Source organism: Janthinobacterium glycogeni (genome assembly GCF_051380725.1).
In the GTDB taxonomy this organism is placed as follows: domain Bacteria; phylum Pseudomonadota; class Gammaproteobacteria; order Burkholderiales; family Burkholderiaceae_D; genus Janthinobacterium.
The window spans coordinates 41,511-65,527 of record NZ_JBNYXP010000007.1 but is presented as its reverse complement, the minus strand read 5'-3'; the positions used below and the strand labels follow the sequence as shown (position 1 = coordinate 65,527).

20 protein-coding genes are annotated in these 24,017 nt (G+C 64.9%); 10 read left to right on the top strand and 10 right to left on the bottom strand.

Translation table 11 applies throughout. The features are described 5' to 3' along the window. Positions 1-11: 11 nt before the first annotated feature. Positions 12-287, bottom strand: a complete 276-nt coding sequence (locus ACQ4W4_RS17480) for a hypothetical protein (RefSeq protein WP_099408658.1) — start codon at positions 285-287, stop codon at positions 12-14. Between the two features lie 163 nt (positions 288-450). Between ACQ4W4_RS17480 and ACQ4W4_RS17475 the strand changes: the two genes are divergently transcribed. Continuing rightward, on the top strand, positions 451-1,227 hold the full coding sequence (locus tag ACQ4W4_RS17475; protein WP_436543068.1) for a spermine/spermidine synthase domain-containing protein: 777 nt from the start codon (positions 451-453) through the stop codon (positions 1,225-1,227). A gap of 153 nt (positions 1,228-1,380) precedes the next feature. Further along, positions 1,381-4,257: a bifunctional diguanylate cyclase/phosphodiesterase gene (locus ACQ4W4_RS17470; protein WP_436543067.1), complete on the top strand. Its 2,877-nt coding sequence runs from the start codon at positions 1,381-1,383 to the stop codon at positions 4,255-4,257. 78 nt (positions 4,258-4,335) lie between these two features. Here the strand turns inward: ACQ4W4_RS17470 and ACQ4W4_RS17465 are convergent, their stop codons facing one another. The 6 genes from ACQ4W4_RS17465 to ACQ4W4_RS17440 form a co-directional block, all read right to left on the bottom strand. Further along, a complete protein-coding gene (locus tag ACQ4W4_RS17465; protein ID WP_436543066.1) occupies positions 4,336-6,777 on the bottom strand; it encodes a membrane-bound PQQ-dependent dehydrogenase, glucose/quinate/shikimate family in 2,442 nt (813 codons plus the stop codon). A 497-nt stretch (positions 6,778-7,274) separates the two neighbouring features. Continuing rightward, positions 7,275-7,499 (bottom strand): hypothetical protein, encoded by a 225-nt coding sequence (locus ACQ4W4_RS17460; protein ID WP_436543065.1) that lies wholly within the window; start codon positions 7,497-7,499, stop codon positions 7,275-7,277. Positions 7,500-7,523: 24 nt separating this feature from the next. Continuing rightward, the gene (locus ACQ4W4_RS17455) at positions 7,524-8,405 is read right to left on the bottom strand and encodes a LysR substrate-binding domain-containing protein (protein ID WP_436543064.1); all 882 of its coding nucleotides are present in this window, start codon (positions 8,403-8,405) and stop codon (positions 7,524-7,526) included. Between the two features lie 81 nt (positions 8,406-8,486). Beyond that, entirely contained in the window at positions 8,487-9,104 is a 618-nt protein-coding gene (gene trhA, locus ACQ4W4_RS17450; protein ID WP_152282767.1) for a PAQR family membrane homeostasis protein TrhA, read from the bottom strand. A 163-nt stretch (positions 9,105-9,267) separates the two neighbouring features. Continuing rightward, positions 9,268-10,758, bottom strand: coding sequence for an NYN domain-containing protein (locus ACQ4W4_RS17445; protein ID WP_436543063.1), 1,491 nt, complete (start codon positions 10,756-10,758; stop codon positions 9,268-9,270). A 111-nt stretch (positions 10,759-10,869) separates the two neighbouring features. Beyond that, on the bottom strand, positions 10,870-12,012 hold the full coding sequence (locus ACQ4W4_RS17440) for a dienelactone hydrolase family protein (protein WP_436543062.1): 1,143 nt from the start codon (positions 12,010-12,012) through the stop codon (positions 10,870-10,872). Positions 12,013-12,225: 213 nt separating this feature from the next. Between ACQ4W4_RS17440 and ACQ4W4_RS17435 the strand changes: the two genes are divergently transcribed. Beyond that, a complete protein-coding gene (locus ACQ4W4_RS17435; protein WP_436543061.1) occupies positions 12,226-12,597 on the top strand; it encodes a flagellar basal body protein in 372 nt (123 codons plus the stop codon). A gap of 20 nt (positions 12,598-12,617) precedes the next feature. On the opposite strand, the gene ACQ4W4_RS17430 is transcribed toward ACQ4W4_RS17435, so the two are convergent. Beyond that, on the bottom strand, positions 12,618-13,223 hold the full coding sequence (locus ACQ4W4_RS17430) for a TetR/AcrR family transcriptional regulator (RefSeq protein ID WP_436543060.1): 606 nt from the start codon (positions 13,221-13,223) through the stop codon (positions 12,618-12,620). A gap of 140 nt (positions 13,224-13,363) precedes the next feature. Between ACQ4W4_RS17430 and ACQ4W4_RS17425 the strand changes: the two genes are divergently transcribed. The 3 genes from ACQ4W4_RS17425 to ACQ4W4_RS17415 are packed head-to-tail and all read left to right on the top strand — an operon-like array spanning position 13,364 to position 16,259. Continuing rightward, positions 13,364-14,425: a sugar phosphate isomerase/epimerase family protein gene (locus ACQ4W4_RS17425; protein ID WP_099664526.1), complete on the top strand. Its 1,062-nt coding sequence runs from the start codon at positions 13,364-13,366 to the stop codon at positions 14,423-14,425. 35 nt (positions 14,426-14,460) lie between these two features. Next, positions 14,461-15,333, top strand: coding sequence for an alpha/beta fold hydrolase (locus ACQ4W4_RS17420; RefSeq protein ID WP_436543059.1), 873 nt, complete (start codon positions 14,461-14,463; stop codon positions 15,331-15,333). Next, on the top strand, positions 15,330-16,259 hold the full coding sequence (locus ACQ4W4_RS17415) for an alpha/beta hydrolase (RefSeq protein ID WP_436543058.1): 930 nt from the start codon (positions 15,330-15,332) through the stop codon (positions 16,257-16,259). Before ACQ4W4_RS17420 ends, ACQ4W4_RS17415 begins: the two co-directional genes overlap by 4 nt. An 81-nt stretch (positions 16,260-16,340) precedes the next feature. Here ACQ4W4_RS17415 and ACQ4W4_RS17410 read toward each other — a convergent pair whose 3' ends face one another. After that, entirely contained in the window at positions 16,341-16,877 is a 537-nt protein-coding gene (locus ACQ4W4_RS17410; RefSeq protein ID WP_436543057.1) for a molybdopterin-dependent oxidoreductase, read from the bottom strand. Positions 16,878-16,909: 32 nt separating this feature from the next. Then, on the bottom strand, positions 16,910-18,904 hold the full coding sequence (locus ACQ4W4_RS17405; protein ID WP_436543056.1) for a TonB-dependent receptor plug domain-containing protein: 1,995 nt from the start codon (positions 18,902-18,904) through the stop codon (positions 16,910-16,912). A 281-nt stretch (positions 18,905-19,185) separates the two neighbouring features. Here ACQ4W4_RS17405 and ACQ4W4_RS17400 point away from each other — a divergent pair, with 281 nt between their 5' ends. Genes ACQ4W4_RS17400 through ACQ4W4_RS17385 form a run of 4 tightly spaced genes read left to right on the top strand, consistent with a single transcriptional unit; the run spans position 19,186 to position 23,981 of the window. Continuing rightward, complete coding sequence (locus tag ACQ4W4_RS17400; RefSeq protein ID WP_436543055.1) at positions 19,186-20,010, top strand: IclR family transcriptional regulator; 825 nt, start codon at positions 19,186-19,188, stop codon at positions 20,008-20,010. Positions 20,011-20,049: 39 nt separating this feature from the next. Further along, positions 20,050-21,204 (top strand): acyl-CoA dehydrogenase family protein, encoded by a 1,155-nt coding sequence (locus tag ACQ4W4_RS17395; protein ID WP_219136312.1) that lies wholly within the window; start codon positions 20,050-20,052, stop codon positions 21,202-21,204. A gap of 11 nt (positions 21,205-21,215) precedes the next feature. After that, positions 21,216-22,754, top strand: a complete 1,539-nt coding sequence (locus ACQ4W4_RS17390) for a class I adenylate-forming enzyme family protein (protein WP_436543054.1) — start codon at positions 21,216-21,218, stop codon at positions 22,752-22,754. A 60-nt stretch (positions 22,755-22,814) separates the two neighbouring features. Further along, a complete protein-coding gene (locus tag ACQ4W4_RS17385; RefSeq protein WP_436543053.1) occupies positions 22,815-23,981 on the top strand; it encodes an ABC transporter substrate-binding protein in 1,167 nt (388 codons plus the stop codon). The last annotated feature ends 36 nt before the right edge of the window (positions 23,982-24,017 follow it).

The window sequence follows — 24,017 nt, the reverse complement described above, 5'->3', positions numbered from 1 at the left end:
GGCACGCTGTTTCAGATTTCGTGTTCGACATTGGTGCTGCCGTCGCCGATCTTGCTGGCCCAGGCCTGCACGAAATACTGCTTTTCCACGTCGCTGGGCGCCTCGTGCCAGAATACGATGAGGGTGCCCTTGTGATCGTGGATCTGCGCCACTTTTTCAATGAAGCCGACATTGGCGGCCTGGTCCGCAAGCGCCGCAGCGTAGCCGTACACGCGCGTCAGCCGCTCGATGCGGTCAGGCTCCGTAAAACTGTTCGTCGCCGTAATGATGGGGTGATCCAAAAACATGCTTGTCTCCATGGTGCCCGACTGCGCGGCCGTGCCGCCGCGCGCCGTATATCTGCATATACGCATGCTCGGCGCGGATTAATCGGGTATGCTCACGGGAGCTTATCAGATTTCTCTGAATGCAACAAAGCATCTTCCCCAGCCCACTCAGCGAAGTCGTCCCATGCCGCAACACAGAAGCACCACCCCACTTGCCCCGCAGGTGCATACCTGTGGCGACCGGCGCCGCCTGGAATTCCAGCCTGGCATGATCCAGAGCGAAATGCTGCTGTCGCGCCCCGACCATCTGCTGCTGCGCTATGCGCGCGCCATGATGTGCTTTACCCTGTTCGTGCCGCACCCGCGGCATATCCTGATGGTGGGACTCGGTGGCGGTTCGCTGCTGAAATTCTGCCACCGCCACCTGCCCGACACCCGCATCACTGTGCTGGAACTGCGCGCCGACGTGATCGCCCTGCGCGAGCAGTTCATGCTGCCGCCCGACGACGCGCGCCTGCGCATCATCGAGACGGATGCCGTCAGCTATATCCGCCAGCATCCGGGCTGCGCCGACGTGCTGCTGCTCGACGGTTACGACGAAACGGGCTTGCCGCCCGCCCTCGGCAGCGCGCGCTTCTATGCGGACTGCCTGCGCGCCCTGCTGCCCGGCGGCGTGCTGGCGGCCAACCTGTTCAGTTATGACGAGCACTACCCCGCCATGCTGGCGCGCCTGATGCTCACCTTCCGCGGCGCCGTCTGCCACTTCGACGGCATCGCCGGCAACAACCGCATCGTCTTCGCCGCCAAGCCTGAACACGGCCAAGGCGCCGACGGCCGCGCCGTGCGCGTCGTGCGCCTGGTGCGCTGGCGCCGGGTATGCGGCCTGGCTTTCCTGAACCGGCTGCTGCCGGCATGGCAACTGTGGCGTTTGCGCCGGCAATCAGGCGCGCGCTACAACTGATAGTCGTCCGCCACGACCGTAAATATTGTTGCTTATTAGCAGCGATCCGGTACAAAATTCGCATGATGGATGTGGTTTATGACAAACTACGGCCTGCGCGGGCCGGCAGGTGCTGCCGAGCAATTGTGTCCATGAAGTGAGATAGGAAAAACCATGCTGCGTGGCCGCCTGCCATTGTCGATTTCCGCCGCGGCCGCCCTGACCCTTGCCTGCGGCGTCAGCGTGACGGCCGTGCTGTTCGCCGCCATCAGCCAGCTCGAATACGACAAGATGAGCCTGAGCCTGCAGCAACGCGCCGGCGCCAGGGTGGCCGCCATCGAGCAGGGACTCGACGACGCGGTCGAGGTGCTGACCACGACGAACCAGCTGTTTGCCGCCGTCGTGCCCGTCACGCGCGAACAGTTCCACGACTTCACCACGCCGCTGCTGCAGCGCCACCCGTTCATCCAGGCCTTCAATTTCCACCGCATCGTGCCGCATGCCCAGCGCGCGGCATTCGAAGCCGAGCTGCGGCGCATCGTGCCCGACTACGCCATGACGGAAATGCGCGACGGCGTCATCGTGCCCGCGACGACGCGGGCCAGCTACATGGTGGTCGACTATCTCGAACCCCTGCAGGGCAACGGCCCCGCTTTCGGCCTGAACGTCAGCCCGAGCGGCATGCTGGCGCGCGCGCTGGAACAGGCGATCATCAGCGGCGAGACCACCGCCACGGGCCTGCTGACCCTGGCGCAGGGACCGCAGCAGGGCTTCGTCATCGTGCGCCCCGTGTACCGCCACGGCATGCCCCTGCAAACGGTGCAGCAGCGGCGCGCGGCGCTGATCGGCGATACGGCGGCCATCGTGCGCGCCGGCGAACTGGTGCAGAAAATCCTCGCCGGCGCCGACCTGCTCGGCGATTCCCAGCTTGAACTGAGCGTCTATGCCGACGCCGGCGCCGAGCCGCGCCAGTTGATCTTCCGGCATGGCCGGGCGCCTGCCGGCGAAGCGGGCGTCACCTGGGAGGTGCTGCCGCGCTGGCTGCACTTTGCCTACCACAGCCATTATGACCGTGCCTTTTTTTCCGCCGGCCGGCCATGGCATGTGCGCGTGGTGGCCCATCCGCGGCCCTTCCTGGCCGACCACCTGGGCTCGCTTTTCACCGTGATCATGGGTTTGCTGTTCAGCTTGCTGACGGCCGCCTTCGTGCAATCGCTGACGCAACGCTCGCGCCGCGTGCAGCTGCTGGTGGAGCAGCGCACGGCCGACCTCAAGCGCAGCAACGAGCTGCTCAGCGCCGACGTGCGCGCGCGCCAGCGCACGGAGCGCGCCCTGCAGGAAAGCGAAAAGCGCTTCCGCCGCCTGCTGGCCCTGTCCTCGGACTGGTACTGGGAGCAGGACGCCAACTTCTGCTTCACCCACATCACCAGCGGCTTCACGGACAAGTCGAACATGCCGCTGGAACGTTTCATCGGCATGACGCGCTGGGACAACAACCCGGAGATGCGCAATTCGCGCTGGGGCAAGCAGCATATCGCCAACCTGGAAGCCCACCTGCCCTTCTCCAACCTCGAATATGCGATGCACGACCGCAATGGCCAGCTGCGCTGGTTCAGCGTCAATGGCGAACCGCTGTTCAACGAGCTGGGCGAATTTCGCGGCTACCGGGGCACGGGTTCCGAAATCACGGAACGCAAGCTGGCCGAGCAGCAAATCCAGCACATCGCCCACCACGACGTGCTGACGGGCTTGCCCAACCGCGCCCTGCTGCGCGACCGTCTGGCGCAAGCGATGGCCCTGTCGCGCCGCAAGAACCGCGCGCTGTGGGTGCTGTTGATCGACCTCGACCGCTTCAAGTTCGTCAACGACAGCCTCGGCCACAAGGCCGGCGATCTGCTGCTGAAAACCATCGCCACGCGCCTGCAGGCCAGCCTGCGCGAAACCGATACGGTGGCGCGCCTGTCGGGCGATGAATTCGTCGCCATCCTGTGCGAACAGGCCGACGAAGTGCTCAGCGCCGCCATCGTGCAGCGCGTGATGGATGCCGTGGCCCAGCCGGTACTGCTGGACGGCAAGGAGTTTTTCGTCACCTGCAGCATCGGCGTGGCCGTCTACGACACGTCGCGCTACGACGCGCCCGGCGACGTGACCCTGAATGGCGAGACGCAAAACCTGATCGAGCAGGCCGACATCGCCATGTACTGCGCCAAGAAACAGGGTCGCAACAACATCAAGTTCTACACGTCGGCCATGAACCAGGCGACGCTGGAGCGCCTGCGCATCGAGACGGCGTTGCGCAACGCGCTCGAACGCGAACAGTTCGTGCTGCATTACCAGCCGCAGGTGGACCTGGCCAGCGGGCGCATCGTCGGCGTGGAAGCGCTGCTGCGCTGGCAGCACCCGGAGCTGGGCATGGTGGCGCCGCAGCGTTTCATCGCGCTGGCGGAAGATACGGGCCTGATCGTGCCGATCGGCGCCTGGGTCATGCGCGAGGCCTGCGCGCAGGTGAAACGCTGGCATGCGGCGGGAATGCACACCTTGCGCCTGGCGGTGAACCTGTCGGCGCGCCAGTTCAACGAGCCGAACCTGGTGGCCTCGATCGCCGAAGTGCTGCTGGAAACGGGCTTGCCGCCCGCCTGCCTGGAACTGGAACTGACGGAAAGCCTGTTCATGCACGATGTGGCGCTGGCCGTCAGCCAGCTGCACGACATGAAGGCGCTGGGAGTGCAGCTGTCGATCGACGACTTCGGCACCGGCTATTCCAGCTTCGCCTACCTGCGCACCTTCCCCATCGACGTGCTGAAGATCGACCGCAGTTTCGTCGGCGACGTGGCGCGCGACGCGGACGACGCGGCCATCGTCGTGTCCATCATCGCGCTGGCGCACAATCTGAAACTGCGCGTGGTGGCCGAAGGCGTGGAAACGGCCGAGCAGCTCGATTACCTGCGCCAGCACGGCTGCGACGAGGCGCAAGGCTATTATTTCAGCCGGCCGCTGCCCGCGCACGAGGTCGAGACGCTGCTGCGCGGCAAGTCCCTGGCGCTGGCCTAGCCAGGCAGGCGCCGTTGAACGGGCAACAATAATCCCCGTCCAGCGGGGATTATTTGCACTGCGTTCTACGGCAACGGCTTATTTCCTGGTGAGACTGTCCGGCAAGGCGTAGGCGATGATGTAGTCGCCCACGTCAGGCGAATGGCTCGTGCCGCCCGCGGAAATGACCACGTACTGCTTGCCGCTGGCAGGCGACTTGTAGATCAGCGGGGCCGCCACGGCGCCCACTGGCAGGCGCGCCTTCCACACTTCCTTGCCGGTAGCCGAATCGAGCGCCCGCAAGTAGTAATCCTGCGTGCCGGCGAAGAACACGAGGCCGGACGCCGTCGAGGTCGGACCGCCGAGGGTAGGCATGCCCAGCGGGATCGGCAAGCGCGTCTTGATGCCCAGCGGCCCCGTATCCTTGACCGTGCCCAGCGGCACCTGCCACACCAGCTTCTGCGTATTCAGGTCGATGGCGCTCATGCTGCCAAACGGCGGATTGTTGCACGGCACGCCCAGCGGCGACTGCATGATGTCGATCTTCACGCCGCCATAAATGCCGGCCACTTGCGGGCGGATGGTGCCCATGAAGCCGGGCACTTCATCGGTCGAGACCTTGAATTTTTTCGTATCCTCCCGCGTCACCAGCGACATGCGCAGCGGCATGCGCATGTCGTTGACAAACATCATGCCCGTGTTTTCATCGATGGAGATGCCACCCCAGTTCATGCCGCCCAGCAGGCTAGGCCATTCGATATACGGCTTTTCGGTCGGCGGCGTAAACGGCCCCACGTAGACGGAATCCTTGAAGAGGATGCGGCAATACAGTTGGTCGAAGGTGGTCATGCCCCACATGGATTTTTCCGTCAGGGGATCGGCGCCGATGACGGGCATGCCGACCGAGTACGGCTGCGTCGGCGACAGATGTTCGCCATGCGCGGCCGGCGCGGTCGGCACGGCGCGCTCCTGCACTTCCGTGAACGGCTTGCCGGTACGGCGGTCCAGCACGAAGATATGGCCGGTCTTGGTGGTCTGGATCAGCACCGGCGTTTTCTCGCCCTGGGCATTTTTCATGTCGTACAGCACGGGCTGCGAAGGCAGGTCGAAGTCCCACACGTCGTGGTGCACCATCTGGTAGACCCATTTGGCCTTGCCGGTCGAGGCATCGACGGCGACGATGGCCGAGCCGTACTTTTCCTTGACGGCGTTGCGGTCGCCGCCCCAGTAGTCGGGCGGGCCATTGCCGGTCGGCAGATACAGCAGGTTCAAGGCCTTGTCGTAGGTCGGCACGGTCCACACGTTTGGCGTATCCAGCGCAAACTGGTGCGCCGGCGCCGTGGTATCGGCGCCTTCCGGCGCGCCCACGTCCCAGGCCCAGGCCAGCTTGCCGCTCAGCACGTCGAAGGCACGCACGGCGCCAGACGGCTCGCCAGCGATGATGTCGCGTACCCAGCCGCCGACCACCGTCAGGTGGCCCATGACGACGGGCAGCGAGGTGGGGTGATAGCGCTTGCTGTTTTCCGTCGGCCCCATGCCCTTCTTCAGGTCGACATAGCCCTGCTCGCCAAAGTCCCGGCACAGGGCGCCCGTATGCGCATCGAGCGCAAACAAACGGGCATCGACGGACGACACCAGAATGCGCTGGCGGCATTGCTGCTGCGCGCCATACGACGCCTTGACGGCCACGCTCAGGCTGCTGTCCTTGTCGATGTCGTGATAGCCGACGCCGCGGCACGTCACGTGTTCCGCGCTCTTCGCATGCGGGTCGAATTTCCACAGCGGCTTGCCCGTGTCGCCATCGAGGGCCGTCACCAGGTTTTCCGGCGTGCACGAATACAGCACGTTGCCGATTTGCAAAGGGGTGTTTTCATCGACGCCGGCGCCCGCTCCCGTGGTGCGGCGGCCCGTTCTATATGTCCAGGCCACTTGCAAGTCCCTGACATTGCCCGGCGTGATTTGCGTATAGGGGGCGAAACGGGTGCCGGAGGCATCGCGGCCAAAGAACTCCCAGTTGTCAGGCGCGCCATCGGTCGCCTGCGCAATCGCTGTCGTGGCGGCGCTGGCGCCAGGCGCCGAGATCACGCCGTGCGGGAAAAACGCGGCCGCCAGGGTGGCGAGCAGGGCCGCGAACATGCCGAGTCCGCACCAGTTGGCGGCGCGCTGCTGGCGCGGAGAGTTGCCTCGCAAGGCCGCGCCCACCCACAGGCTGCACATCAGGATCACGGCGGGCACCACCACCCTTGGCAGCAGTTCCCAGTAACTGAACTGGCCGACTTCATACAGGGCCCAGACGCAGGTGGCCAGGAAGATGGCGACAGACAACGGCGTGCCGCTGCGTTTTTTCAGGAAGAAGAGGATGGCCGAAACCAGATAGGCAAGACCGGCGACCAGGTAGTAGCCCGACCCGCCCAATCCGACCAGCTTGCCGCCGCCATAGATCAGCGCCAGCGCCACGAGCAGCACGACAAGGGAAAAGAGGATTCTGCCCAGATCGGCCAGACAAAATTTCCCTGGTGTTGAATGTGCGTCATTCATCATTTTATTTTGTACTCCGTTAGTCGATACACAGCCATCCGAACCGTGTGCAGCAGGTTCAAGGTGGCAAGTCAGATAACGGCAGTGCCGGCATGATCGAATGTTTTTGTGGGATCAGCGGATCGAGGTGGGGCTTGGAGTCCAGCGCCAGGGTCCAGGAGAAGGAGCACAAAAAAACGGCTCAGGGTCGGGGAGTCGCTCATCATTTGATCAGCACCACCGTCATGCGCTCCATCGCCGCCGCCACGGCGCCGGCGCAGCAGCGCGTCGACACCATCGGCACGGCATGCAGCACGCCGTCCGGCACCATCGCGACCCTGTCGGCGCCTGCGCTTTGCGTGAGATGCCAGGCAACGGGGACATGCCCCTCGCGGCCTGGCGCAAATGCGTGCTTCGATTTCAGGGTCCGATAAATACTGTACGAATAAACACTATACTCCTGAACTATTCATTTGTATTTACGTAGTACTACGGGAAATGCGGCACGGCCCGCTGCCGCGCTATGGCGCCGCCAGCCTTGCCCCGCGTTCGAGCTCGTCCCAGTCATCGTCCAGGCCGGCTTGCGCCAGCAGGGAAGCCACATCCGTGGCATGCGCCGGATCGATGTCCCGCTCCGGATGCGGCCACACGAAATCGCATTCCGTGCAGACGATCAGTTGCTGGACCGTCTTGCGGACCGTGGCGCGCAGCAGGTCGCCATACTCGCCGCACGTTGGACACTCCATGCTGATCTCCGTCATGGCCGGGCCTTACAGCTTCTGCTGCAGGAATTCGAGGAAGCAGCTGATGCGCTGCGCCAGCTGCGTGTTGCGGTAGTAGACGGCGTGGATCTGCTGGCGGTAGCCTGTATAGAACGGCTGCAGCACTTTCACCAGGCGGCCGGCGGCGATGTCGTCCTTCGTCATGAAATCGGACAGGCAGACGATGCCCTGGTCATGCAGGGCCAGCTGGCGCAGGGTTTCGCCGCTGGAGGCGGCCAGCGCGGGCACGATCTGCAGGCTGTTGCCCGCTTCGTGGCGCAGCGGCCACTGATTGCCCAGTTCATATTGCGCAAAGCCCAGCAGCGCATGGCCGGACAGCGCTTCCGGCGTGGCGGGTTCGCCGTGGCGCGCCAGGTAGGCGGGCGTGGCCAGCACGTGCAGCGGACTGGCAGTCAGGGCGCGCGCATGCAGGGTCGAGTCGACCAGGGCGCCGATGCGGATGGCGATATCGGTGCGGTGCTCAAGCAGGTCGGCGATCTGGTCGTTGCTGGTCAGCTCCAGGCGGATGTCCGGGTACATGGCGCGAAACTCGGCCACGTGCGGCACCACGCAATGGAGCATGAAAGGCGAGGCGGCATCGACGGACAGCCGCCCGGCCGGCTTCTGGCGGCGGATGCGGATCGACTCTTCCACGTCTTCCATCGAGGCGAGGATGGCGCGCGCCTTGTCCAGGAATAGCTGCCCCTCCTCCGTCAGCTCCATGCGGCGCGTGGTGCGCGTCAGCAGCGACGTGGCCAGCTTGTCTTCCAGCCGCGACAGGGCGCGGCTGACGCCCGAGGTGGTTTGTCCCAGGTGCACGGCGGCAGCGCTCAGGGTGCCGCTGTCGACGACGGTGACGAAGATTTTCAGGTCGTCCGAGTTGATGTCCATTCTTGCCCTTGTTTCACAGATCAGGGCATTATAATGGATTGCAGGCAATAGTCAGGGAACGTGACCCGGCTGCGCGCTACGTCAGGCAACGTAGAACAAAATGGCGATAAAGTGGCAGCTGCTGCCGGCCAGCACGAACAGGTGCCAGATGCCGTGGCCATGGCGCAGCTTGTGGTCGGTGGCATAGAAGGCGATGCCGCCCGTGTAGCACAGACCGCCCGCCACCAGCCACAAAAAACCGTTCCATTCGAGCGCCGCCAGCAGCGGCTTGATGCCGATGACGATCAGCCAGCCCATGGCCACGTAAATCACCAGCGACAGGATGCGCGCGCCTTTCGCGTACACATATTCCTGCACGATGCCTAACAGGGCCAGGCCCCAGACGACGCCGAACAGCGACCAGCCCCACGGCCCGCGCAGGGTCACCAGCATGAAGGGCGTGTAGGTGCCCGCGATGAGCAGGTAGATGGCGCAATGGTCGAGCCGCTGCAGCACGGCCTTGGCCTTGCCGCGCACGCTGTGGTACAGGGTGGAAGTCAGGTACAAGGTCAGCAGCATGGCCGCATACACGCTGCAGCTGACGATTTTCCAGGGGTCGCCCGTGCGGGCCGCCGCGACGATCAGGATGACGCCGCCGATGGCCGCCAGCGCGGCGCCCACCGTATGGGAAATGCTGTTGAACCGTTCACCGTGGTACATGCTTGACCGCCCGCCGCGTTAAAAACAGGCTCATCGTACACGTTTGGGGGAATGGTGGTGGTGCGCATACACCGAACGTATTGATACGCAGCAAAGCTCCGGGGTCAGACCCGACGGGACTCGGCGTCCCCGTCTGACCCCAGTTCTTGCTTTGGGCTTTCAATCAATCAACTTCGGCCTTCTTGCGCGCGGGACGGCGCGCCGGCGTCTTGCGTGGCGCCTTGGCTGGCTTGTCTTCGGCCACGACGGCCACTTCCACCGGTGCAGCCTCAATAACTTCGGCCACGGCGTCGGCCGCCTTCTTGGCCGGCTTCTTCGCCGCTGCCGTCTTGCGCGCCGGCGTGCGCGGCTTGGCCTTGGTCTTCGCTTCGGCGGCGGCTTCGACGATCACTTCGGCTACCGGCTCGGGCACCGGTTCAGGCGCTGGCGCAGGCATGATTTCCACCGCTGCCTCGACCACCTCGGCGCGCGCTTCACGGCCGCCATCGCCATTCTTCCGGCCGCCACGGCCGTTGCGGCGCGAACCGCGCTTGGCGTTGCCCTCGTCGGCCACCGCTTCCACTGCTTCGGCCACTTCATGCCGCACTTCCGGCTGCGGCGCCGGCGCATACTGCTCGACGGCCGTTTCCGCGTCGGCCACCGGCACGAAAGCCTGTGGCGCGGACTCGCCGCGGCGCTGCTCGTTCTGCTTGCGGCCGCCCCGGCCATTGCGGCGCGAATCGCGGCGGCTGCCGCCTTCGCGGCTGTTGCCCTCTTCCGCCGTCGCGCCGGTCTCGCCGGCGACGATCGCTTCGCTGGCGGCTTCCCCGTTCACGGGCGCAGCCACGGGAACCAGGCCGCTGCTGCGGTAGACATAGGCGCCCGATTTTTCATCGCGGCCAAATTCCAGCAGGCCGCGCGTCTGCGCTTCTTCCAGCAGGTTGCCGAAGGTGCGGAAGCCGTAATACGACTCGCTGAAGTCGGGCTTGCGGCGCTTGATCGCTTCTTTCAGCATCGAGGCCCAGATCTTGCCGCTGTCGCCCCGCTCGGACACCAGCGCGTCGAAGGTGGCGACGGCCATTTCGATCGCTTCCGTCTTGCGCGACTCGTATTTTTCCTTGCGGCGCACTTCTTCGTCGGGCGAACGCTTCGGCGCTGGCGTGTCGCGCGCGTCGCGCTTGGCGGCCGTGCGGCGGCTCTCGCGCACCAGGTCATCGTAAAAAATGAATTCGTCGCAGTTGGCCACCAGCAGGTCGGAGGTCGACTGCTTGACGCCCACGCCGATCACCTGCTTGGCGTTTTCGCGCAGTTTCGACACGAGCGGCGAAAAGTCGGAATCGCCGCTGATGATGACGAAGGTGTTCACGTGGGCCTTGGTGTAGCACAGGTCCAGTGCATCGACGACCAGGCGGATGTCGGCCGAATTCTTGCCGGACTGGCGCACGTGGGGAATTTCGATCAATTCGAAGTTCGCCTCATGCATGGTGCCCTTGAAACTTTTATAACGGTCCCAGTCGCAATATGCCTTCTTGACAACGATGCTGCCCTTGAGCAGCAAGCGTTCCAGGATGGGCTTGATATCGAATTTTTCGTAATTTGCATCTCGCACGCCGAGCGCGACGTTCTCGAAGTCGCAAAACACGGCCATGCTGAGGTTTTCTGGGGATGACGCCATAAGGGTGAATTCTCGCTGATGATAAGGGCGGACGGGAAGCGCAACGCCTCCCTTTTCGCCTAGTATATTCGCCCATCCCCCGTTTCGGCGACAACTATCGTGCGCGGCGGCCTATTGCGCCCCGCCGGCGGCGCTCGCGCTGGCGCCGCCGACCGGCCAAACAACGCTTTCATCGACCGAATACAGCTGGCACGGCAGGCTGCTGCGGCGCTGGCACGAAGCGAGCGCGCGCACGTCGGGGCTTTCGCCCTCCTCTGCCCAGCCCCAGGCGCCGCTGGCCGACAGGGCAAAGGCGCGCGGCGCGGTTTTCTCGAGGAAGACGCGGTAGGCGGCGCGCCCCTGCTCCTCCAGGTAGGGCACGGCGGCGATATCGTCCTGCGGCGCGAAATGCGTGGCGGGCGGCGGCGGCGCCTCTGCCACGCGGTAGACCTGGCGCACCGGCATGCCGATTTTCTGCAGGAAGCGCTCGGTGGCGGGCAGCCATACGGCCACCCCGTCGCGGCTGCCCAGTGTCAGGTGGGCGTCGCGCTTGAACGGACCATAGGCGAGCAGTTCCGCCCTGCCGCCGGAACCGGTAAAGGAATTGTACAGCCGCCGCGCCAGGGCCGGCGAAAAGAACGAGTCATTCGCGCCATACAGCCACAGGCTGGGGATGTGGTTGTAGGCGCCCAGGGTGGCGAAGGTCTTGGCCAGCGCCCCTTGCCAGTCGCAGCCCGGCATGTCGACGCGCAGGCCGCCGGAAAAATTGAGCACGCCGCGTACGCCGGGCACCATCCGGGTGGCCAGCGCCAGCGCCGCCATGCCGCCATACGACTGCCCCGCGACGACGATGCGCTGCGGATCGACCCAGCTCTGGCGGCGCGCATATGCGAGCGCGGCAAGCATGTCGCGCGCCTGGCCCTGGGCGTTGCCCAGCATGTCGCAGCCGGCATCGCGGTAGGCGCCCGTCGAGCGGGCAAAGCCGGCGCGCATCGGCAGCATCACGGCATAGCCGCGGCGCACGAACTCGGTGGCCATATAGATGAAGCGCTCGCGCGGCTGCAGCCGGGCCGGGCCGACCTGCTTGCCGTGATTCATCAGCAGCAGAGGAAACGGGCCGGGGCCGGCAGGGCGAAACACCGTCGTTTCCAGCGTTTCGCGCAAGCCGTCGCCAGCCGGCACCATGATCACCTGCTCGTTCAGGCGCGCATCGAGCGGCAAGGACGAGGGAACAAGCTGGGCTTTCAGGGGCAGGCAGGGCAGGCTGAGCAGCAAACCCGGCACAATAGGGCGAAGCAGGTGGAAAATGGCGGACTCCGTGGATGACTTCCCCGCCAGTCTAGACAGTGAAATGCCACAGAACAATATAAAAAAATTACGTGACGCACCTATTTTTTGCGGCAACCACCTGTTGAAAAAATTGTTGCCTTGCACCAACCACTTTTCTGTCTGGCGGGAGTAAACTGGAGGCCTTCTGAAGGAGTCGCCATGTCCATCTCCGCCCTCACCACCGGCACCTCGGGGCTGACCGCCAACCAGCGCGCGCTGGATGTGGCCGCCAACAATGTCGCCAATGCGAATACGCCGGGCTTCCAGCCGCAGAAAGCCGAATTCCAGGAAGCCAGCCCTGCCGGCACGGGCGTCACGCTCTCCGTCGAAGGGCGCAAGCTGGCCGCCAGCGAAAGCGTCAGCGGCGCCAATGCGACCGCGGCCAAGGCGGCGGAAAGCCGGCCGAACGGCGTGGGCCTCGCTTCCGAACTGACGGATAACCTCGTCTACAAGGCCGGTTTTAATTTATCGGCGAATGTCGTCAAGGCGGCCGACCAGGCCCTGGGCAGCCTGATCGACGTCAAGACCTGAGCCCGGCGACTATCAACAAGCTAGCCTGTTTTTTTCATTTCCAGCGCCAGCGGCGCCATGGCCGGCGCGATCAGCGCCAGCAGCCGCTCGGCCGGAATGCCGTCGCGCGCCTGCACCGACAAACCGTGCAGCAAGGCCGCATAGTAGTCGCCCAGCGCCTGCACGTCCGCCTCCCCTTTTAATTCTCCCGCCAGCTGCGCCGCGCGCAGGCGCTCGATGACGCTCTGCGTGCGCGCGCGCCGGTGCTGCGCCAGCCAGTCGGCGATGCCGGCGTTTTCCGCGCTCGTATTCGTGGCGGCCGTCACCACCATGCAGCCTTGCGGCTGGCCGCTGCGCGTATACAGCAGCACGGCTTCTTCCAGCATGCGCGCCACGGCGTCGCGCACGTTCAGACCGGCGGCCAGCGCATGCACGGCAAACGCGCCCTCGCCCGTTTCATACAGTTCCACGGCTTCGTGGAACAATTGCTCCTTCGAGCCGAACGCCGCATAGATGCGTGCCGAGGCGATGCCCAGCGCCGCCACCAGATCGGCCATCGATACGCCCTCATAGCCGCGCGTCCAGAACGCATCGCGCGCTTTTGCCAGCGCCAGCGCGCGGTCGAATTCCCTCGGTCTTCCTGCCATCTTGATCCTCTGCTTACGAAGTGGCGGCCAGTATAACGCCTGACGCCTGCGGCGCGTTCCCGATTTATTTTGCATCACGGGCTTGACCGAAGGGAAAATTTCGCCTATTCTTTGTCGATCGACAAACAATAGGAGCCGATATGAAAACCATCCAAGGACCAAGCCTGCACCTGGCACAATTCGCCGCCGATACGGCGCCCTTCAACACCCTGCCCGCCATCGCCGAGTGGGCGGCCGGCATGGGCTTCAAGGCCCTGCAGATCCCCGCCTGGGATGCGCGCCTGTTCGACGTGGCGCAGGCTGCCCACAGCCAGCAATACTGCGACGACCTGGTCGCCATGCTGGCCAGCCATGGCCTCGTCATCAGCGAACTGACGACGCACATCCTCGGCCAGCTGGTGGCCGTGCACCCGGCCTACGACGCGCTGTGCGACAGCTTTGCGCCGGCACACCTGCACGGCCAGCCGGCGGCGCGCACCGAGTGGGCCATCGAACAAGTGAAACTGGCGGCCATGGCCTCGAAGCGCCTGGGCCTGACGGACATGGGCACGTTCTCCGGCTCGTTCGCCTGGCCGTATCTGTTCCCGTTCCCGCAGCGCCCGCCCGGCCTGATCGAGGCGGCCTTCGACGAACTGGCGCGCCGCTGGCTGCCCATCCTCGACGTGTGCGAGGAACAGGGCATCAACCTGTGCTACGAAATCCACCCGAGCGAAGACCTGCATGACGGCATCAGCTTCGAGATGTTCTACGAACGCGTGGGCCGCCACCCGCGCTGCAAGATGCTGTTCGACCCCAGCCACTTCGTGCTGCAGCAGCTGAACTACCTGGAATTCATCGACATCTACAAGGACCATATCCGCATGTTCCATGTGAAGGATGCGGAATTCAATCCGACGGGCCGGCAAGGCATCTACGGCGGCTACCAGTCGTGGGAAAACCGCGCCGGACGTTTCCGCTCGCTGGGCGACGGCCAGGTCGACTTCAAGGCGATCTTCTCGAAGATGGCGCAGAACGATTACGCGGGCTGGGCCACCTTGGAATGGGAATGCTGCCTGAAGGACCAGGAGGTGGGTGCGCGTGAAGGCGTGGCGTTCATCAACGCCCACATCATTCCCGTGACCGACAAGATCTTCGACGATTTCGCCGGCGCCCCCGTCAGCGCACAGCAGATCAATACCCTGCTCGGCATCACGCACAACTAATCAAGTAATTAACTGAATCAATACAAGGATTTACCATGCATCAGAACGAAGACAGCTACACCCACGACTATGTGCGCATCGACGGCCAGCGCCTGCATTGCGTCATCGCTGGTCCCGGCACCGGCAAACCCGTGCTGCTGATCCCCGGCTGGCCGCAAACCTGGTACGCCTGGCGCCACGTGATGGCGGCCCTGGCCGCCCAGGGCTACCAGGCGATCGCCATTGATCCACCCGGCAGCGGCCACTCGGAACGTCCGGCCGGCGGCTACGACACGGGCGCCGTTGCCGCCACCCTGCACCGCGCCATGCTGGCCCTGGGCCATGCGCAGTACGATGTCGTCGGCCACGACATCGGCATGTGGGTCGGCTATGCGCTGGCCAGCGATTTCCCGCAGGCCGTGACGAAACTGGCGCTGACGGAAGCCGTGATCCCGGGCCTGGCGCCCGCGCCGCCGATCTTCGTCGCGCCGTCCGACAACATCTTCCTGTGGCACTTCATGTTCAACCAGGTGCTGGACTTGCCGGAGATGCTCACGGCCGGCAAGGAACGCGAATACATCCGCTTCATCCTGGACCGCTGGTCCTACCGCCGCGACAAGGTGGCCGTCGATGTGTATGCAGACGCCTATGCCACGCCGGGCGCCCTGCGCGCCGGTTTCGCCTACTACCGGGCGATTCCGGAAACCATCCGGCAAAACCTCGAGCGGGCGAAAACGCGCCTGGCCATGCCCGTGCTGGCCATCGGCGCCGACCATGCGACAAATGACGCGCCCCTGCTGACCATGCAGGGCAAGGCGGACATCCTGCAAGGCGCCATCGTCGCCGAATGCGGCCACTTCATCATGGAAGAACAGCCGGAAGCGTTCATCGCCCACCTGCTGCCGTTCCTGGCCGGAGAAGCCGCATGAGCCTCGATCCGCAAGTAGCAGCCTTCCTGGAGCTGGCAAACGATGCGCCGCCGCCCGCCTCGCTGGCGGACCTGCGCGCCGCCACGGAAACTGGCCTGCGCCAGTTGCACGGGCCGCTGGAAGACGTCGCCTCGGTCAGGGACTACGTGCTGCCTGGCGAGCATGCGCTGACCGTGCGCGCCTACGTGCCCGCCGGCGCGGACACAAGCAAGCCCCTGCCGGCCATCGTCTTTGCGCATGGCGGAGGTTGGTGCCTGTGCTCGCTGGACCTGTACGACAATCCGTGCCGCGCGCTGGCCAACGCCACCGGTTGCGTGATCTTTTCCGTCGACTACCGGCTGGCGCCCGAGCACAAGTTCCCCGTGCCGCTGAACGACTTTTACTCGGCGCTGTGCTGGGTCGCCCAGCATGGGGCGGCGCTGGGCATCGACGTGAACCGGCTGGCCGTGGGCGGCGACAGTGCGGGCGGCAATCTGGCGGCGGCGGCCGCCCTGATGGCGCGCGACCAGGCCGGTCCTGCGCTGGCGCACCAGCTGCTGCTGTACCCGGCGCTCGATTTCGCCTTCGACACGGACTCGTACCAGCGCTATGCGGAGGGCCATTCGCTGACGCGGGAAGCCATGCGTTTTTGCTGGTCGGCGTATCTGAACGAACCGGATGAAGGCGCGCAGCCTTATGCGGCGCCGCTGCGGTCAACGTCGCTCAAGGACTTGCCGCCGGCGACGGTGCTGGTGTGCGAATACGACCCGCTGCACGACGAAGGCGCGGCGTATGCGCGGCGGCTGCGCGACGACGGCGTGGCGGCCGACTGCGTGCAACTCAACGGCATGATCCATGCGTCGATCCACATGCTGGGCTTGACGCCAGCGGCGCGGGGATTGTTCGACGTGGCTGGCAAAGCAATGAGACAGGCACTAGGCGCTTAATGGAAAGGGGGCTGTCCTTGCAGGATCGGTACGCGCCCTACTAGGGCGCATACCCCCGGCGGGTCAGACCCCAGCATGCCTCTATTCCACCAATTTTCGCACCTCGATGCCGTTCAGCCACTTCACGTGGCGCGGCCCCGTGCGGATGTCCTTGGCCGAGATCAGGGCGATTTCGCCATCGCTGTCGTCGAGCGCCTTGCCGTTTTTTTCGTAATAGACGATGACGCCTTCGCCAGCCGGCGAGTTATACAGCTCGCCCCAGGAAAACACCACCGCATAGCCATCCGTGGCCGTGGCGATGATGGCGATCTTCTTGGCGTCGTTGTGGCCGGGCGCGTCGAGCACCGCCTTGTCGAGGATGTCGCGCAGGCGCACGCCACGATAGCTGGTGATGGTCTCGGCCTTGTCGCCATTGTGGCGCGTGACGGCGAGTTCCCCGCCATTCGCGGGCGGCAGCTGGCGCAGGCCGGCCACCGTCAGGGTCAATGGCGTCGTCACCATGCCCTTGACGGCGAGCGCGTGGCTCATATTCTCGCGTGCCGGCGCCGGGTCGGCCCACGCGGGGGCCGGCGCCAGCAGTGCGGCCGAAACGAGGCCGGTCAGTATGGTCTTCAACATGCTGTGTCCTTTCATGGAACATTCAAAAAAAATCAAAACTGGTATTGCGCATTGGCCAGCCAGGTACGGCCCGCGCTGGGGAAACCGTCGGCCAGCGCGTAGTTGCGGTCGCCCAGGTTCGCCACGCCCGCTTCCAGGCTCAAGGCCGGCAAGGGGCGGTACACGGCCTTCAGGTTCACCGTCGTAAAACCACCGAGTTCCAGGGTGTTCGACACCCAGCGTCCGCTGTTCGCTTCCGCGATGGCCACCACGTCGACCTGGCGCGCCGCGTGCAGCACGGCGTGCGCCGACAGCTTGTGGCGCGGCACGTCCGTCAGGCGCGTGGCGCGGTCGCTGACGTTCCGCATGTCCGTGTAGGTGTAATTGCCGCCGACCTCCAGCCAGGCGCCGACACTGCCGCGCAAGCCCAGTTCCACGCCGCTGATGTGCGCCCGGCCCGCGTTGCGCATCTGCGCACGCACGCCCGAGACGTTCGCCACGCTCTGGATCTTGTCCTTCACGTCGCTGTAGAACAGCGCCGCTTCCACCTTGGCGCCCAGCGCGTTTCCTTGATACCCGAGCTCGTAATTGAGCGCCTGCTCGGCGCGCAAGGCCGGGTTTTCGATATACGTGCCCAGGCGCTGCGAGTAGCGGTCCTTCAGGGTCGGCAGGCGCGACTTGCGCGCAACGGTGGCGTACACGCGCGCATCAGGACCGATCTTGCGGAACAGGCCCGCCTGCAGGTCGGTGGCCGATTGATTCGCTGGCAAGGTGTAGGCATTGCCGGCGCTGTAGACGGTGTCCGGGCGCAGCGCGTTGCGCGATACACCCAGCGACAGTTCCGTCGCCGCATCGAGGGCGATGCTGTCTTCCGCGCCCAGGGTCCACAGGGCGTCCTTGTACCAGGTGGTGCGCACGCCTTTGGCATCGATTTCCTGGTGTTCGTCGGCCTTGTAGCTGGCGACGAAACGCAGGCTGTGCGCGGCCAGGCGGAACGATTCGAGTTCCACCGCGCCGCCGTTCGTGCGGTCGTTGTAGATGCTGCGCCCGCCGCTGACGCTGCCCTGGCCGCTCGTCTTCAGGGTCGCGTAGCTGCCGTTCGTGTAAGACGTGATTTCATTGTCGTAGCTGTCGTGGTAGAGCCGCAGTTTCAGGCGTTCGGCATCGCCCAGGCGCGTCTGCGAGACGAAATACACGCTTTCCTTGTTCCAGTACGGCCATTGCCAGTAGCGCGCGCCGACGGAATTGGTCGATGGCGGCTGGCCTTTTTCGCCATGCTGCTTGTAGTAGCTGAGCGCATACTCGTCGCCTGCCTGCGCGCCACCGGGCGTGTAGCCCACCTTGAACGACAGTTTATGATCCTTGCGATAGGCGTTGTTGCGCATGCCGCCGTCTTCCGTGGCCGTGGGGCGGAAATCGGACGACAGGGGAAAGCCGTCGCTGTCGATATACGACACGCCCGCCTGCAGATACCACAGGCCCTGGTTCGTGCCCACGTTGGCCGACACCTGGCGCTCGCTGCCCGAGCCGAATCCCACCGACGCATCGCCTTCCATCAAAGCCGTCGGTTTGCGCGACACCAGGTTGATGGCGCCGCCCAGGGTATTGGCGCCGTAGGCCACGGAACTGTAGCCCTTGGCCACCTGGATGGCGGCCAGGTCGCTGGTCGTGAAGCGGTTGAAATCGACATAGCCGTCATACGGCACGTAGACGGGAATGCCGTCGATGTACAGCGGCACCTGGCGGGCATCGAAGCCGCGGATGGCGACGGTTTTCTCATTGCGCACATTGGTCGACAGCGACACGCCCGACAGCAAATTGAGGGCGTCGCCCACGTTGTCGCGGTTAAAGCGGCGCATCTCGGCGCGGCTCACCTGGGTGCCCACCTGCTGTTCCACCTGGCCGGCCTGCTCGCGCTGCCCCACCACCGTCACCGTGCCCAGCACGAACGGCGTCGCTTCATCCTTGCCTGCTGCCTGCTGCGCCTGCACCATCTGCGCCAGCGCCAGCATCACGGCGCCTGCCATTACCTGTTTCACCATCGTCATCTTGTTCTCTTCCGTTATATATCGTCTTATATAGCGATACTCAAAAAAATACAAAAAAAGCGGCCACGCCTGCGGCGGCCGTCATCCAACGGCGCAATATACAGAGGTATATAGCGATGCTCAAGCGACAAGGCCGAAAGCGCGCGCGCAGGTCAATTTTCCACGCATTTTTCCCGCAGCGCAGCATTCCGCTGTGCGAACGAATGTTTCACAAAACGGTTGACACGTCCACTTTGGCTAGGCAAACTGATTTCCAGGGAGCCTGAAAAATGACCGCAAACATGAGCAATATTCAAGCAGCAACGGATCCGGAACTCATCGTCTTCAGCGATGACGAGGAAGGCAAGGACCGCCAGTTCGTCAACGCGCTGGCGCGCGGCCTGGAAGTGCTGCGCTGCTTTCGTCCCGGCGAAGTCTATCTGTCGAACGCGGACATGGCCAAGCGCACCGGCATCCCCAAGCCCACCATTTCGCGCCTCACCTACACCCTCACCAAACTCGGCTACCTCAATTATTCGGACAGCCTGGGCAAGTACCAGCTGGGCGCCGGCGTGCTGGCCCTCGGTTACCGCATGCTGTCGAACCTCGACGTGCGCAAGATGGCGCGCCCGCTGATGGAGGAACTGGCCGAACATGCGCAGGCCTCCGTGTCGCTGGGCACGCGCGACCGCCTCAGCATGGTCTACGTGGAGACCTGCCGCAGCAGCGCCAACGTCACCCTGCGCCTCGACGTCGGCTCGCGCATTCCCCTGATGACGACAGCCATGGGCAAGGCCCTGCTGTGCATCCTGCCGCAGGCCGAGCGCGACTACCTGATGGACCATGCGCGCGCGCACGAGACGGAGCGCTGGCCGCGCATCAAGGCCGGCATCGAGCAAGGCTTCAAGGATTACCAGGACCGGGGCTTTTGCATCTCGGCCGGCGAGTGGCAGAACGACGTGCATGCCGTGGGCGTGCCCATGCTGGGCGCCGACGGCGAACAGGTGATGGCCTTCAATTGCGGCGGCCCCGCCTTTTTGCTGTCGCGCGACAAACTCGAGTCCGACCTGGGACCGCGCCTGGTGGCCCTGGTCAAGACAGTGGAAAAAAACCTGGGCCGCGGTTAGACTGCGCGCCCCCTCTCAATATCGCCTCCGAGGACCCCGATGATACGCGACGAAGAAACCCTGAACATCCTGCTCGACAGCATCGCCCGTTTCGTGCGCGAAGTGCTGGTGCCGAACGAGGCCCTGGTGGCTGAAACGGACACGATCCCGCCAGCCATCGTGGCGCAGATGCGCGAACTGGGCCTGTTCGGCCTGTCCATTCCGGAAGCCTACGGCGGCCTGGAACTGAGCATGGAAGAGGAAGTACGCGTGGCCTTTGAAATCGCCCGCACCTCGCCCGCCTTCCGCTCGCTGATCGGCACGAACAACGGCATCGGCTCGCAAGGCATCGTCATCGACGGCACGGAAGCGCAGAAACAATACTATCTGCCCAAGCTGGCCGCCGGCGAGATCATCGGCTCGTTCGCCCTGACGGAAGCGGGATCGGGGTCGGATGCGGCCTCGCTGCGCACCTCGGCCGTGCGCGACGGCGACTTTTATATCCTCAACGGCAGCAAGCGCTACATCACCAACGCGCCCGAAGCGAGCATCTTTACGGTCATGGCCCGCACGGACCCCGTCAAGCGCGGCGCCTCGGCCATCTCCGCCTTCATCGTGGAAAAGGATACGCCGGGCCTTTCACTCGGCAAGATCGACAGGAAGATGGGCCAGCAAGGCGCGCATACCTGCGACGTCATCTTCGAAAATTGCCGCGTGCCGGCCGCGAACGTCATCGGCGGCAAGGAAGGCGTGGGTTTTAAAACTGCCATGAAGGTGCTCGACAAGGGCCGGCTGCACATCGCCGCCGTCTGCGTGGGCGCGGCCGAACGCATGCTGGCCGACGCCCTCGCCTACGCGATGGAACGCCAGCAGTTCGGCCAGCCCATCGCGGAATTCCAGCTGATCCAGGCCATGCTGGCCGACAGCAAGGCGGAAATCTACGCGGCGCGCAGCATGGTGCTCGACGCCGCGCGGCGGCGCGACAACAAGGAAGACATCTCGACGGAAGCGTCGTGCTGCAAGCTGTTCGCATCCGAAATGTGCGGCCGCGTGGCCGACCGCTCCGTGCAGATCCACGGCGGCGCCGGCTACATCAGCGAATACGCGGCCGAGCGCTTCTACCGCGACGTGCGCCTGTTCCGCATCTACGAAGGCACGACGCAGATCCAGCAGATCGTCATCGCCCGCAACATGATCAAGGCAGCGCAAAAGTGAAGGAGGCCGCGATGGACATTCCCGCCCTGCTGGCGCACTTGCCGGCGCGCCTGTCGGCCATCCCCATCTATTGGGCGATGCGCGCGCCCGACGCCCCCGCGCTGCATGAAGGTGGCCGCAGCTGGACCTACGCCCAGCTGCAGCACAGCGTGAAAAGCGCCACGCAGCTGCTGCGCCAGCTGGACGTGCGCGCCGGCGACCGCCTGATGGTGGTGGGCGAGAACTGCGCGCTGCAGGTGGCGCTGATCTTTGCAGCGGCCAGCATCGACGCGTGGATCGTCAACGTCAACGCCCGCCTGTCGGCGCGCGAGATCGATACCATCGCTGCGCACAGTTCGGCGCGGCGCGTGCTGTTCCTGGCCGGCGCCTCGCCGGAAGCGGCCGCCCATGCGGCGCGTCTGGGCGCGGCCAGCGCTGCGGTCGACGGCATGGGCGAGCTGCTGGCGGGTGACTTGAACGAGGCGGCCATCGAGGAAGACACGGTGCCAGGCAACGAACAGGTGGCCGCGCTGATCTACACGACGGGCACGACGGGCCAATCGAAAGGCGTGATGCTCACGCACCGCAACCTGCTGTTCATCGCCGCCGTCTCCAGCACCCTGCGTGGCCTCACCAGCAGCGACCGCGCCTACGGCGTGCTGCCGATTTCGCACGTGTACGGCCTGGCCTCGGTGGCCCTGGGCACCCTGTATGCGGGCGCCGCGCTGTACCTGGTGCCGCGCTTTTCCGTCGACGGCCTGCTCTCGGCCTTGAAGGACGACGAGCTGACCATCGTGCAGGGCGTGCCCGCCATGTACGCCAAGCTGCTGCAAACCCTGGGCGGCGCCGGTACGCCGCTGCCCACGCGGCTGCGCTTTGCGTATGCGGGCGGCTCGCCGCTGGCGCCGTCGCTCAAGCACGAGGTGGAAAAGCTGCTCGGCACCGCGCTGCACAATGGCTACGGCATGACGGAAAGCTCCCCCACCATCAGCCAGACGCGCCTGGAAACGCCGCGCCGCGACGATTCCGTGGGCATGCCGATCCCCGGCGTGGAAGTGCGCGTGGTCGACGTGGCAGGCAAGGACGTGACGCCGGGCGAGCCGGGGGAATTATGGATACGCGGGCCGAACATCATGGCCGGCTACTACCGCGAACCCGCCATGACGGCGGTCGCCATGCGCGACGGCGGCTGGCTCAATACGGGCGACATGGCGCGCCAGGACCCGGACGGCGCGCTGTTCATCGTCGGCCGCACCAAGGAACTGATCATCCGCTCGGGCTTCAATGTGTATCCGCTGGAAGTGGAAACGGCCCTGAACGCCCACGCTTCCGTGGTGCAGTCGGCCGTGGTGGGACGCACGCTGGCCGATGGCAACGAGGATGTCATCGCCTACGTGGAGCTGGACCCGCGCCAGCCCGCCAGCGTGGCACAATTGCAGGCCTGGCTGGCGCAGACCCTGTCGCCGTACAAATGCCCGTCCGCCATCATCGTCATGGAGGCGCTGCCGGCCGCCGCCACGGGCAAGATTTTAAAGGGGCAGCTGCGGCAGATGGCGCAGAATGCACGTTAAGTTGATCATGTAGTACCAGACCCGACAATAAAACCAAGCCACATCACCGGAGGAGACACGATGAAACGCAACTACACACGCATCGCCATGGCAGCGCTGGTTGCCAGCGCCTGGATGGCGCACGCCAGCGCCGACGAATTCCTGGTCGGCGCGGAAATCCCGCTGACGGGCAACCTGGCGCGCGTCGGCGCCGGCATGCAGGAAGGGATCATGGTCGCGGCCGAGGTCTTCAACAAGACCAACGGCAAGCACACCATCAAGATCATCACCGTCGACGACGAATCGGCGCCCGCCAAGGCGATCGCCGCCGTGGAAAAGCTGGCCAGCCAGGGCGTGGTGGCCATCACGGGCGGCTATGGCTCGAACAATATCTCGCCCGCCTCGGACACCGCGAATAAACTGGGCCTCGTCTACATCACCTCGGGCGGTGTGGACGACAGCCTGGTGGCCAGCGGCCGCAAGAATTTTTTCCGCATCAATAACACGGCGGGCTACGAAAAAGCCATGCTGGGACTGCTAGCCGACGTGGGCGCCAAATCCGTCTCCATCGTGTATTCGACCAAGGACGCCACCACGGGCCTGGCCAAGGACGTGGAAAAGGCGCTGGCGGCCAAGGGCGTGAAGGTGACGACGCACTCGTTCGACCCGGCGATCACGGACTTCAAGCCCATCATCAACAAGATCAAGCTGCAGGATAAATCGGAAGTCGTCGCCATGGTGGGCTACGAAAACGATTACGTGGGCATCATCCGCGCCGCCCGCGTGCTGAAACCGAAGATCAAGGCCATGGTGGGCGTGTGGTCGCTGGCCACGCCGAAAATGGCGGCCGACTTCCCCGACCTGATGCCGAACGTCTTCGGCACGGCCCTGCTGCCCTTCCCGACGGAATTCAAGACGGCCGACGGCAAGGCCTTCAGCGACGCCTACAAGCAGCTGTACAAGAAGGAGCCGGACTACCTGGGCCAGTTCGGCTACGTGCAATCGATGCTGCTGTTCGAAGCGATCGCGCGCGCGGCCGACAAGGGCACCATCAAGAAGGGCGGCGTGGCCGACGAGATGCGCAAGACGGACCGTGAAACCCTGATCGGCCGGGTGCAGTTCGCCGCCAACGGCGACAACCAGAACTTCGTGCACCGCATGGCGCAGCACCAGGACAAGAAGGTGGTGATCGTCTGGCCGAAGGAACACGCGACGGGCAAGCTGAACTATCCTGCCCTGCCCTGGTAAGCAGCCTCCCGCTGCACACGCGCGCGCCCGCCGGGC

What these genes read in the sequence shown, in the direction of transcription:
- ACQ4W4_RS17475 (WP_436543068.1), top strand. Translation starts at nt 451, where the DNA reads ATGCCGCAACACAGAAGCACCACCCCACTTGCCCCGCAGGTGCATACC.
- ACQ4W4_RS17480 (WP_099408658.1), bottom strand. Translation starts at nt 287, where the DNA reads ATGTTTTTGGATCACCCCATCATTACGGCGACGAACAGTTTTACGGAG.
- ACQ4W4_RS17415 (WP_436543058.1), top strand. Translation starts at nt 15,330, where the DNA reads ATGAGCCTCGATCCGCAAGTAGCAGCCTTCCTGGAGCTGGCAAACGAT.
- ACQ4W4_RS17455 (WP_436543064.1), bottom strand. Translation starts at nt 8,405, where the DNA reads ATGGACATCAACTCGGACGACCTGAAAATCTTCGTCACCGTCGTCGAC.
- ACQ4W4_RS17395 (WP_219136312.1), top strand. Translation starts at nt 20,050, where the DNA reads ATGATACGCGACGAAGAAACCCTGAACATCCTGCTCGACAGCATCGCC.
- ACQ4W4_RS17470 (WP_436543067.1), top strand. Translation starts at nt 1,381, where the DNA reads ATGCTGCGTGGCCGCCTGCCATTGTCGATTTCCGCCGCGGCCGCCCTG.
- ACQ4W4_RS17410 (WP_436543057.1), bottom strand. Translation starts at nt 16,877, where the DNA reads ATGTTGAAGACCATACTGACCGGCCTCGTTTCGGCCGCACTGCTGGCG.
- ACQ4W4_RS17435 (WP_436543061.1), top strand. Translation starts at nt 12,226, where the DNA reads ATGTCCATCTCCGCCCTCACCACCGGCACCTCGGGGCTGACCGCCAAC.
- ACQ4W4_RS17460 (WP_436543065.1), bottom strand. Translation starts at nt 7,499, where the DNA reads ATGGAGTGTCCAACGTGCGGCGAGTATGGCGACCTGCTGCGCGCCACG.
- ACQ4W4_RS17430 (WP_436543060.1), bottom strand. Translation starts at nt 13,223, where the DNA reads ATGGCAGGAAGACCGAGGGAATTCGACCGCGCGCTGGCGCTGGCAAAA.
- ACQ4W4_RS17425 (WP_099664526.1), top strand. Translation starts at nt 13,364, where the DNA reads ATGAAAACCATCCAAGGACCAAGCCTGCACCTGGCACAATTCGCCGCC.
- ACQ4W4_RS17390 (WP_436543054.1), top strand. Translation starts at nt 21,216, where the DNA reads ATGGACATTCCCGCCCTGCTGGCGCACTTGCCGGCGCGCCTGTCGGCC.
- ACQ4W4_RS17400 (WP_436543055.1), top strand. Translation starts at nt 19,186, where the DNA reads ATGAGCAATATTCAAGCAGCAACGGATCCGGAACTCATCGTCTTCAGC.
- ACQ4W4_RS17445 (WP_436543063.1), bottom strand. Translation starts at nt 10,758, where the DNA reads ATGGCGTCATCCCCAGAAAACCTCAGCATGGCCGTGTTTTGCGACTTC.
- trhA (WP_152282767.1), bottom strand. Translation starts at nt 9,104, where the DNA reads ATGTACCACGGTGAACGGTTCAACAGCATTTCCCATACGGTGGGCGCC.
- ACQ4W4_RS17405 (WP_436543056.1), bottom strand. Translation starts at nt 18,904, where the DNA reads ATGACGATGGTGAAACAGGTAATGGCAGGCGCCGTGATGCTGGCGCTG.
- ACQ4W4_RS17385 (WP_436543053.1), top strand. Translation starts at nt 22,815, where the DNA reads ATGAAACGCAACTACACACGCATCGCCATGGCAGCGCTGGTTGCCAGC.
- ACQ4W4_RS17420 (WP_436543059.1), top strand. Translation starts at nt 14,461, where the DNA reads ATGCATCAGAACGAAGACAGCTACACCCACGACTATGTGCGCATCGAC.
- ACQ4W4_RS17465 (WP_436543066.1), bottom strand. Translation starts at nt 6,777, where the DNA reads ATGATGAATGACGCACATTCAACACCAGGGAAATTTTGTCTGGCCGAT.